Origin of the sequence: Rhodopseudomonas sp. BR0C11 (assembly GCF_010820945.1) — a bacterium.
Classification (GTDB): Bacteria; Pseudomonadota; Alphaproteobacteria; order Rhizobiales; family Xanthobacteraceae; genus Rhodopseudomonas; species Rhodopseudomonas palustris_H.
Genome location: NZ_QTKI01000017.1, coordinates 15,001 through 26,076 on the forward strand (window position 1 = coordinate 15,001; position 11,076 = coordinate 26,076).

Sequence of the window (11,076 nt, forward strand, 5' to 3'; positions counted from 1 at the left end):
TCACCTTCAACCTGCTCATGGCTAGATCACTAGGTTTCGGGTCTAATCCAACGAACTTGACGCCCTATTCAGACTCGCTTTCGCTGCGCCTACACCTATCGGCTTAAGCTTGCTCGTTAAATTAAGTCGCTGGCCCATAATACAAAAGGTACGACGTCACCCAGAACGTATCTTGGGCTCCGTCTGTTTGTAGGTGTCCGATTTCAGGAACTATTTCACTCCCCTCGTCGGGGTGCTTTTCACCTTTCCCTCACGGTACTGGTTCACTATCGGTCGCTGAGGAGTACTTAGGCTTGGAGGGTGGTCCCCCCATGTTCAGACAGGATTTCACGTGTCCCGCCTTACTCGAGCATCAATGGTCGCATTACTTGTACGGGGCTATCACCCTCTAAGGCTCTGCTTTCCTGACAGATTCCAATTGTCTTCCAATGATGACTGGCCTGGTCCGCGTTCGCTCGCCACTACTAGCGGAGTCTCGGTTGATGTCCTTTCCTCCAGGTACTTAGATGTTTCAGTTCCCTGGGTTCGCTTGAAACCTCCTATGTATTCAGAGATCTCATACCTTCTCTTGATAACCGGAAATCCAAACCCTCACGTCTCTTTCGAAACGCAAGGCCTTGGAGTTCCGGCTATCGAAGGTGGGTTTCCCCATTCGGAAATCCACGGATCAAAGCTTCTTCGCAGCTCCCCATGGCTTATCGCAGCGTAGCACGTCCTTCATCGCCTCTCAGCGCCAAGGCATCCGTCGAACACCCTTAAGGCACTTGATTGCTCTCATTATCAATGTCCACACACTCGGCAGAATGTACTTGCAAGCCATCCCGAAGGACGCGTCTCGCAAACGGACATTGAATGAAAAGACCAGTTATTGCTTCGTAAGATCGAACCGATGGCGTGCGGTCAAGCTCGCCAACAAAGACCGTTTTACAACACGCAGGTCTTGCGACCGGCATGCGCCGAAAACGATCTGGAGATACGCGAACGGCGCCCCGTAGACTGCTCTACAAGACCCGAACCCGGATCGATCTCCTCTTCACGATGTCAGAAAACCCGCCAGGCTGCGCATTGCGCAAAGCCGGCGAATACAAGTTGCGGACGATGAGCCATCGTCGCTGTCCGGATGACAGCAACGAGGCGAAGCCGAGGTCACGATGATGTTCGTTCGATGATCGTCCATCTGGTGGAGCCAGACGGGATCGAACCGACGACCTCATGCTTGCAAAGCACGCGCTCTCCCAGCTGAGCTATGGCCCCGTAACCAGAAGACGAATGCTGCGCTCGACAAAATGGTGGGCCTGGGAAGACTTGAACTTCCGACCTCACGCTTATCAAGCGCGCGCTCTAACCAACTGAGCTACAAGCCCTCAGCACGAGAGGCCGCAAGCAAACCACCAGCCGGCAGACGCCAGGCCGATCGACTTGCGCGCACCCCAGGCGCGTGTTCGTCCGCGAAGAAAGAGAAACGAAGACGGCGAAATCCCGCCAATGAGGCTCGTATGACTTAGAGCCTCTGATGTTTCTAAAACAGGTCGATAACAGCAAGCTGTTGAAGACCCATCCTTAGAAAGGAGGTGATCCAGCCGCAGGTTCCCCTACGGCTACCTTGTTACGACTTCACCCCAGTCGCTGACCCTACCGTGGCCGGCTGCCCCCATTGCTGGTTAGCGCACCGTCTTCAGGTAAAGCCAACTCCCATGGTGTGACGGGCGGTGTGTACAAGGCCCGGGAACGTATTCACCGTGGCATGCTGATCCACGATTACTAGCGATTCCAACTTCATGGGCTCGAGTTGCAGAGCCCAATCCGAACTGAGACGGCTTTTTGAGATTTGCGAAGGGTCACCCCTTAGCTTCCCATTGTCACCGCCATTGTAGCACGTGTGTAGCCCAGCCCGTAAGGGCCATGAGGACTTGACGTCATCCCCACCTTCCTCGCGGCTTATCACCGGCAGTCTCCTTAGAGTGCTCAACTAAATGGTAGCAACTAAGGACGGGGGTTGCGCTCGTTGCGGGACTTAACCCAACATCTCACGACACGAGCTGACGACAGCCATGCAGCACCTGTGCTCCAGGCTCCGAAGAGAAGGTCACGTCTCTGCGACCGGTCCTGGACATGTCAAGGGCTGGTAAGGTTCTGCGCGTTGCGTCGAATTAAACCACATGCTCCACCGCTTGTGCGGGCCCCCGTCAATTCCTTTGAGTTTTAATCTTGCGACCGTACTCCCCAGGCGGAATGCTTAAAGCGTTAGCTGCGCCACTAGTGAGTAAACCCACTAACGGCTGGCATTCATCGTTTACGGCGTGGACTACCAGGGTATCTAATCCTGTTTGCTCCCCACGCTTTCGTGCCTCAGCGTCAGTAATGGCCCAGTGAGCCGCCTTCGCCACTGGTGTTCTTGCGAATATCTACGAATTTCACCTCTACACTCGCAGTTCCACTCACCTCTGCCATACTCAAGACTTCCAGTATCAAAGGCAGTTCTGGAGTTGAGCTCCAGGCTTTCACCTCTGACTTAGAAACCCGCCTACGCACCCTTTACGCCCAGTGATTCCGAGCAACGCTAGCCCCCTTCGTATTACCGCGGCTGCTGGCACGAAGTTAGCCGGGGCTTATTCTTGCGGTACCGTCATTATCTTCCCGCACAAAAGAGCTTTACAACCCTAGGGCCTTCATCACTCACGCGGCATGGCTGGATCAGGCTTTCGCCCATTGTCCAATATTCCCCACTGCTGCCTCCCGTAGGAGTTTGGGCCGTGTCTCAGTCCCAATGTGGCTGATCATCCTCTCAGACCAGCTACTGATCGTCGCCTTGGTGAGCCATTACCTCACCAACTAGCTAATCAGACGCGGGCCGATCTTTCGGCGATAAATCTTTCCCCGTAAGGGCTTATCCGGTATTAGCACAAGTTTCCCTGTGTTGTTCCGAACCAAAAGGTACGTTCCCACGCGTTACTCACCCGTCTGCCACTGACGTATTGCTACGCCCGTTCGACTTGCATGTGTTAAGCCTGCCGCCAGCGTTCGCTCTGAGCCAGGATCAAACTCTCAAGTTGGACTTGAACTTTGAACCGGCTGATCACAACGTTTGACGAGGTCCCACCATCACCAGCAATCCGAAGATCGCCGGTTCGTCGCAGCGCTTCACAGCGCTCGCGAACATGGTGTTTCCTTGAAAACGTGTACCGCCGAAGTCTTTCGTCCGGCCCCAATCCCAGAAAGCCGAAGCTTCCTAAAACCGAGACCCGCAAGGACTTCGCCGTCCACGTTTCTCTTTCTTCATCTTCACTTGTCAAACAGCCCGAGATCCGAAGATCTCAACGAAGCCTGAGGTCACAGAGACCTTCGAGACTTCAACTCCTACACTTAATAGGAGTTTGGAAATCCAGACCGACGGCGAATGGCAACCGACAACTATCGGCTGCTGTTGCACTCATCGAATTCGATGGATGTTCCAGAGGCACGAAAGCTCGCTGGGGCCCGGAGGGCTCAGCGGCGCCGCGCTCAGTGGCCGTCTTATAGGCCCGCCCCCTTGGAGCTGTCAACGGCCTCGTCAGAAAAATGTCGTGCAGGTTGGGATGATTCAATTTCTGTAGTTTTCCCAAGGCTTTCTCAGTCCCAACGCCGCACTCAGGCCACCTTCCGGAGGCGTTCTCCCCAGGCAGATCGAAAAAAACTGTTCGGCTCTCCGGGTCGGCGGACGGGGTCTTTGGGCCTCGGCGCGGCTCCTTCGGGTGAAGACAGCCGTCTTGGAGCAGCAGAATGCGGCGATTGCCGCTTTCGATTGACGCAAATCGCCGGCGCCAGCACTTTGGCTGCCCGTGACAAGTGTCAGACCTGTGACTGTTGGCGTACGCCGTCAGAGGCGGACAAGCCGGCGGCAATCAGGTAGAAGGCTCCGGTCCGCGGGCGCGGAACGGAGACGTTTGATCGGCCGATGGCCTGATCGTTCAGACTAGCCGACCGGCCGCACCCGCGGCCGATTGCGAAATCGGGGGACGACGGATTGAGCCAAAGGGTGTCACGCGGGCGCAGCACCGGGCGCGAGGTCGGCTATATCGACCTTGGTCACGAGCCGCCGCTTTCCGTCGACGGCTCCGAGGCCGCAGTCATCGATCGCCGACGCGTATCGGTGCAGTGGTTCAGCGGCACGATCCTCACCGGTCTCTGTGGTGCCGCGCTGATTGGCGGCGCGGTATTCGCCTCGCTCGACGGCGAGACGACCTTCGCCAAAGCTCCCGAACTGGTTCAGGCCGCCCTCCGCGGCGCGTTCGGAGCCGACAAGACCGCCGCCTTGCATAAGAGCGACCGCCTGCCACCGCCGAGCGAAGCCGCTTTGGCTCGCAGCGTGATCCGGGTTTCCACCGTATCGCGGGTCGGCCAGCGCGACGTCGTCCGGGTCCGTCCCTTCGTCAAGATTTCCGGCAACCTGTCGCTGACCACCAGCGATCTGTCCGCCAAGATTCCCGCCTTCAATGCCCAGCGCATGCTGAGCGACGTCGGCGCCCCGGCGCAAAGCGCCGAAGATGCGCAGAATCCCGACGCAGTCGAACCCGACGCCGAGGTCTCCTTCGTCACCCGCGATCTCGGCACCGTGCTGCCGCGCGCCAAGATTGCCGGCCAGATCGCACCCGATGAAATCCTGATGCGCGTGCGCGACGCCGCGAACTGGAAGGGCAACAGCGGCGTTCGCTACGCCAGCGCCGCCGGCGATTTCGGCGGCGACGTGAAGCTCGCTTACGCCCCCGAAGGTCCGTCCGCCGATCCTTACGCCGGCTTCGAAACCCGGATCATCCCGGAAAACGTGACGCTGCTGCCGAAGACCAAGGAGCAGGTCACCGGTGGCAATCCGACCGGCGAACGAACTCACATCGTCAAAAAGGGCGACAGCGTCGTCTCGGTGCTGCGCGATCAAGGTGCCGCCGAAGAAGATGCCCGTGCGGTCGCCGCTGCGCTCGGCGCGCGCGGCCGCGACGGCGGCCTGAAGGAAGGCCAGAAACTACGCATCCTGATGGAATCGTCAGGCCCCGGCAAAGCGCCCCAACCGTTCCGCGTGATCGTCGCCAACGACTCCGCGGTCGAAGCGGTCGCAGCGCTCTCCGATCTCGGCCGCTACGTCGCCGTCGACGTTCAGAGCCTCAACACCGTCAGCGACACCGCCGACAACAGCGATGAGGATGAGGACGACGGCACGGGCGTCCGGCTGTATCAGTCGATCTACGAGACCGCGCTCCGCAACAAGGTGCCGCAGTCGGTGATCGACGACATGATCCGGATCTACTCCTACGACGTCGATTTCCAGCGCAAAGTTCAGGCCGGCGACTCGTTCGAAGTGTTCTACGCCGGCGACGACGAAACCACTTCCACGGTCGAAAAGAACGACGTGCTGTTCGCCTCCCTCACCGTCGGCGGCGAAACCAAGAAATACTATCGCTTCCAGACTCCCGATGACGCCGCGGTCGATTTCTACGACGAGACCGGCAAGAGCGCGAAGAAGTTCCTGGTCCGCAAGCCGGTCAACCAGGCGATCATGCGCTCCGGCTTCGGCGCCCGCCGCCATCCGATCCTCGGCTACGTCAAGATGCACACCGGCGTCGACTGGTCGACGCCCTACGGCACGCCGATCTTCGCCTCGGGCAACGGCGTCGTCGAAAAGTCCGGCTGGGAAGGCGGTTACGGCAAGTACATCCGTATCAAGCACGCCAACGGCTACGAGACCGCCTACGGCCATATGTCGGCGTTCGCCAAGGGCATGGAGCCCGGCAAGCGCGTTCGCCAGGGCCAGGTGATCGGCTTCGTCGGTTCGACCGGCCTGTCGACCGGCGCGCACGTCCACTACGAAATCATCGTCAACGGCCGCTTCGTCGATCCGATGCGCGTGCGCCTGCCGCGCGGCCGGTCGCTCGAAGGCCCGATGCTCGCCGGCTTCGAGAAAGAACGCGACCGGCTCGACGCGATGATGACCGGCCGCGGCGGCGGACGACTGGCGGAAGATCTCACCGCCTCGGCCCCGGTTCGCACCTCCTCCACCGCGCAAGCGCGGCGCTGATCCTCGCTTAGTTCGAAGCCTGTCCCGCCGCGCAGCATTCCGCGGCGAGGAATCTGCTGCAACGCGGCTTCGATTCCATTTGCCAACTTCCAAGCCCCGCCGAATACTCTCGCCATAACAACGAGAAGATCTCGGAGGGAATGCAATGAAGGGCAAACTTGCGCGCGGCGCGAGCGCGTTGACGATCGGCCTGCTGATGCTGTCCGCCGCACACGCCGACAGCTATCAGGTGACCAAGCTGGTCCCGGGCTCGGCGTTTCACGGCGTGCACGGCCTTGCAGTCGATAAGGCCGGCAAGCTGTTCGCCGGCAGCGTCGCAGGCGCGGCGCTGTATGAGGTCGATCGCGCCGCCGGCACGGCCAAGATCGCGGTGCCGACACCGGAAGGCATGGCCGACGATATCGCGATCGCGCCGGACGGCACGATGGCGTGGACCGGTTTCCTCACCGGCGATCTCTATGCACGCAAGGGCGACGGCCCGATCAAGAAGCTCGCCTCCGGCCTGCCGGGCATCAACTCGCTGGCCTTCCGCAAGGACGGGCGGCTGTATGCGACCCAGGTGTTTCTCGGCGACGCGCTGTACGAGATCGACGTCGAGGGCGCCAAGCCGCCACGCAAGATCATGGAGAAGATGGGCGGCCTGAACGGCTTCGAGTTCGGTCCCGACGACAAGTTGTACGGCCCGTTGTGGTTCAAGGGACAGATCGTCAAGGTCGACGTCGACAAGGGCGAGCTCAGCGTCGTCGCCGACGGCTTCAAGGTACCGGCAGCTGCGAATTTCGACTCCAAGGGCAATCTGTGGGCGCTCGATACGGCGCTGGGTCAGCTCGTCAAAATCGATCCGAAGACCGGCGCCAAGCAGATGGTGGCGCAGCTCAAGCCGTCGCTCGACAATCTCGCGATCGATGCCAATGACCGCATCTACGTCTCCAACATGGCCGACAACGGCATCCAGGAAGTCGATCCGGCGACCGGCGCGGCCAAGCAGGTGATCATCGGCAAGCTGGCATTTCCGGGCGGCATCGGCGTCGTGTCCGACGGCGGCAAGGACACCATCTATGTCGCCGACGTCTTCGCCTATCGCACCGTCGACGGCGCCAGCGGCGACGTGCGCGAAGTGGCGCGGATGCACGCCGACGGCACCACGCTCGAATATCCGATGAGCGCCACCGCCAAGGGCGACGAGGTGATCCTGTCGAGCTGGTTCACCGGCACGGTGCAGACGATCGACCGCAAGACCGGCCAGAGCCGCGACATGCTGCACGGCTTCAAGGCGCCGTACGATGCGATCCGGCTCGGCGACGGCAAGCTGCTGGTCGCCGAGCTCGGCACCAAGTCACTCGTCGAAGTCTCCGGCGAGCACGGTAAGGACCGCAAGGCGATCGCCACCGATCTGGCTGGTCCGGTCGGCCTGGTGCTCGGCAAGGACAACGCGGTGTATGTCAGCGAAGCGTTCGCCGGCCAGATCAGCAAGATCGATCCGGCGACCGGCGCCAAGACCGTCGTCGCCAAGGACTTGAAGATGCCGGAAGGCATCGCGCTGGCGCCATCCGGCAAACTGATCGTCGCCGAAGTCGGCGCCAAGCGTATCGTCGAAGTCGATCCGGCCAGCGGCAGCCTTACCGAAATCGCCGGCAATCTGCCGATCGGCCTCGTCGGCGCGCCGGGCTTGCCGCCGACCAACATGCCGACCGGCGTCGGTGTCGGCGCTGGCGGCACGATCTACGTGTCGTCCGACATCGAGAACGCGATCTACAAGATCGAGAAGAAGTAGGCCGAAACGCAACGTGCTCCGCAGCGATCGCTGCGGAGCACGTCGTCAACTTCTCATCCTGTCATTACGAGGAGCGAAGCGACGAAGCAATCCAGGCTCGGTACACGGAGGCTCTGGATTGCTTCGCTGCGCTCGCAATGACGACGCGCGTTAGTTCAGCATCCGCTTCGGCGGCCGTCCCGTAAACGGCTCGATGTCCGCGCTGTGCGGCGGCTTGCCGTTGAAGGTCAGCACGCCGCCTTCGGCCGAGATCGCGACGTGGTCGCCGTCCTTGACGGTGCCTTCCAGGATCATCTCGGCGAGCGGGTCCTGGACGCTGCGCTGGATCACCCGCTTCAGCGGACGGGCGCCGTAAGCCGGATCCCAGCCCTTTTCGGCGAGCCAGTCGCGGGCCGCAGCATCGAGATCGAGCACGATCTTGCGGTCCTCGAGCAGCTTGGTGAGCCGCGCGAACTGGATGTCGACGATCCGGCCCATCTCGCTCTTCTGCAACCGGTGGAACAGGATGATCTCGTCGACGCGGTTGAGGAATTCGGGGCGGAAGTGCGCCCGCACCATTCCCATCACCTGCTCGCGCACCGCGCCGGTGTCCTCGCCCTCCGCTTGAGCGACCAGATACTCCGAGCCGAGGTTCGAGGTCATCACGATCAGCGTGTTGCGGAAGTCCACGGTGCGACCCTGACCATCGGTCAGGCGGCCGTCATCGAGCACCTGCAGCAGCACGTTGAACACGTCCGGATGCGCCTTTTCGATCTCGTCGAACAGGATCACCTGATACGGCCGGCGCCGCACCGCTTCGGTCAGCACACCGCCTTCGTCATAGCCGACATAGCCGGGAGGTGCGCCGATCAGCCGGGCCACGGAGTGCTTCTCCATGAACTCCGACATGTCGATGCGGACCATCGCGGTCTCGTCGTCGAACAGATACTCGGCGAGCGCTTTGGTCAGCTCGGTCTTGCCGACGCCGGTGGGCCCCAAGAACATGAACGAGCCCATCGGCCGGTTCGGGTCCTGCAGGCCGGCGCGCGCGCGGCGGACCGCGGTCGAGACCGCATGCACGGCTTCGAACTGCCCGACCACGCGCTGGCCGAGCTGCTCTTCCATCCGCAGCAGCTTTTCCTTCTCGCCTTCGAGCATCTTGTCGACCGGCACGCCGGTCCAACGCGACACCACCTGGGCGATGTGGTTGGCGGTGACCGCCTCCTCCACCATCGCGCCGGCGTTCTCGTTGGCTTCGATCTCGGCGATCTTCTTCTCGAGCTCCGGAATCCGGCCATAGGCGAGCTCGCCTGCGCGCTGATACTCGCCGCGGCGCTGCGCGTTGGCGAGTTCGATCCGCAGAGCGTCGAGTTCGCTCTTCAGCTTCTGGGCATCCGACAGCTTGTTCTTCTCGGCACTCCAGCGCTGGGTCAGCGCCGCCGACTTCTCTTCGAGATCGGCAAGCTCCTTCTCAAGCGTCACCAGGCGCGCCTTGGAGCCCGGATCGCTTTCCTTCTTCAGCGCCTCCTGCTCGATCTTGAGCCGCACGATTTCGCGGTCCATCGAGTCGAGCTCTTCGGGCTTGGAGTCGACCTGCATCTTCAGCCGCGCCGCGGCCTCGTCCATCAGGTCGATCGCCTTGTCGGGCAGGAAGCGGTCGGTGATGTAGCGGTTCGACAGCGTGGCCGACGCCACGATCGCCGAGTCGGCGATACGCACGCCGTGGTGCTGCTCGTACTTGTCCTTCAGGCCGCGCAGGATCGAGATGGTGTCCTCGACCGTCGGCTCGGTGACGAACACCGGCTGGAAGCGCCGCGCCAAAGCGGCGTCCTTCTCGACGTGCTTGCGATACTCGTCGAGCGTGGTGGCGCCGATGCAGTGCAGCTCGCCGCGGGCAAGCGCGGGCTTGAGCAGGTTCGACGCGTCCATCGCGCCGTCCGCCTTGCCGGCGCCGACCAGGGTGTGCATCTCGTCGATGAACAGGATGATGCCGCCCTCGGCCGCGGTGACCTCGGTGAGCACGGCCTTCAGCCGCTCCTCGAACTCGCCGCGATATTTCGCACCGGCGATCAGCGCGCCCATGTCGAGCGCGAGCAGCTTCTTGTCCTTCAGGCTCTCGGGCACGTCGCCATTGAGGATGCGCAGCGCCAGGCCCTCGACGATGGCGGTCTTACCAACGCCGGGTTCGCCGATCAGCACGGGGTTGTTCTTGGTACGCCGCGACAGAACCTGGATGGTGCGGCGGATTTCCTCGTCGCGGCCGATTACCGGGTCGAGCTTGCCGTCGCGCGCCGCCTGGGTCAGGTCGCGGGCGTATTTCTTCAGCGCGTCATAGGCGTTTTCAGCCGTCGCCGAATCCGCGGTACGGCCCTTGCGCAGGGCGTTGATGGCAGCGTTGAGATTTTGCGGGGTGACGCCGCCCTTGGTGAGCAGCTGGCCGGCCTCGCTGTCCTTATCCAGCGACAGCGCAAGCAGCAGCCGCTCGACGGTGACGAAGCTGTCGCCCGCCTTCTCGGCGGCCTTCTCGGCAGCGTCGAACGCCCGGGCGGTCGCCGGGGCCAGATAGACTTGGCCGGCGCCCGAGCCGGACACCTTCGGCATCTTGCCGAGTGCCTCTTCGGTCGCCTTCAGGATCGCACGCGAATTGCCGCCGGCACGGTCGATCAGACCGCCCGCCAGCCCTTCGGAATCGTCGAGCAGCACTTTCAGAATGTGCAGCGGCGAGAACTGCTGATGGCCCTCTCGCATCGCCAGCGATTGCGCCGACTGGATGAAGCCGCGCACACGTTCGGTATATTTTTCTACGTTCATTGGTTCGGTCCCTCAGCCTGCCCCCGGCGCCTTCGAAAAGCACGCCCGACGGCATCTTCATTGGGGTTCCGCCGGCCGCGCTGACATTCCTCAGCCGGGGGCGGTCGTCACCGTGCGGACCGCATCGGCTTGACGCAAATGTGGGCATCTGTTCCGGCGAACGGAAGGCCCCGGCTCACATTTTCGTGGGCTGCCGAAGCCGGCGCGATCCCTTAAAGACCCGCCATGACAGACCTTGCGCTCGCCTCCGTCGCCTCAATCTACCGCTATCCGGTCAAGGGCTTGTCGCCCGAGCCGTTACCCACCGTAGCTCTGGATGTCGGCCAGACCTTGCCCGGCGACCGGGCGTTCGCGATCGAAAACGGGCCGATCGGATTCGACCCGGCCAATCCCCGCTACTTCCCCAAGATCAGGTTTCTGATGCTGATGCGCAACGAGCGGCTCGCTGCCCTGCGCAGCCGCTAAC

3 protein-coding genes, 2 tRNA genes, 2 rRNA genes and 1 pseudogene (1 of these 8 only partly in view) are annotated in these 11,076 nt (G+C 61.9%); 3 read left to right on the forward strand and 5 right to left on the reverse strand.

All coding sequences use genetic code 11. From position 1 onward, the window contains the following. The 4 genes from DYI24_RS03145 to DYI24_RS03160 all read right to left on the reverse strand — a co-directional run. Nucleotides 1–770, reverse strand: a 23S ribosomal RNA gene (locus tag DYI24_RS03145) (it extends 2,047 nt beyond the left edge of the window). Nucleotides 771–1,178: 408 nt separating this feature from the next. Continuing rightward, nucleotides 1,179–1,254: transfer RNA gene (locus DYI24_RS03150), tRNA-Ala, on the reverse strand. Nucleotides 1,255–1,287: 33 nt separating this feature from the next. Further along, a tRNA-Ile gene (locus DYI24_RS03155) sits at nucleotides 1,288–1,364 on the reverse strand. A 200-nt stretch (nucleotides 1,365–1,564) separates the two neighbouring features. After that, nucleotides 1,565–3,053: ribosomal RNA gene (locus tag DYI24_RS03160) — 16S ribosomal RNA — on the reverse strand. The 16S and 23S rRNA genes sit together here with 2 tRNA genes alongside, the layout of an rRNA operon. A gap of 962 nt (nucleotides 3,054–4,015) precedes the next feature. Between DYI24_RS03160 and DYI24_RS03165 the strand changes: the two genes are divergently transcribed. Further along, nucleotides 4,016–6,046: a M23 family metallopeptidase gene (locus DYI24_RS03165; RefSeq protein ID WP_107346000.1), complete on the forward strand. Its 2,031-nt coding sequence runs from the start codon at nucleotides 4,016–4,018 to the stop codon at nucleotides 6,044–6,046. Between the two features lie 145 nt (nucleotides 6,047–6,191). Then, complete coding sequence (locus DYI24_RS03170) at nucleotides 6,192–7,820, forward strand: Vgb family protein (protein WP_164571225.1); 1,629 nt, start codon at nucleotides 6,192–6,194, stop codon at nucleotides 7,818–7,820. A gap of 150 nt (nucleotides 7,821–7,970) precedes the next feature. Here the strand turns inward: DYI24_RS03170 and clpB are convergent, their stop codons facing one another. Continuing rightward, on the reverse strand, nucleotides 7,971–10,610 hold the full coding sequence (clpB, locus tag DYI24_RS03175; RefSeq protein WP_164571226.1) for an ATP-dependent chaperone ClpB: 2,640 nt from the start codon (nucleotides 10,608–10,610) through the stop codon (nucleotides 7,971–7,973). Nucleotides 10,611–10,835: 225 nt separating this feature from the next. On the opposite strand from clpB, the pseudogene DYI24_RS03180 reads away from it, so the two are divergent. Beyond that, nucleotides 10,836–11,072, forward strand: a pseudogene (locus DYI24_RS03180) (MOSC domain-containing protein); the annotation flags it as partial. Between the last annotated feature and the right edge of the window lie 4 nt (nucleotides 11,073–11,076).

Coding starts and splice junctions, on each gene's coding strand:
- DYI24_RS03170 (WP_164571225.1), top strand. CDS start 6,192: ATGAAGGGCAAACTTGCGCGCGGCGCGAGCGCGTTGACGATCGGCCTG.
- clpB (WP_164571226.1), bottom strand. CDS start 10,610: ATGAACGTAGAAAAATATACCGAACGTGTGCGCGGCTTCATCCAGTCG.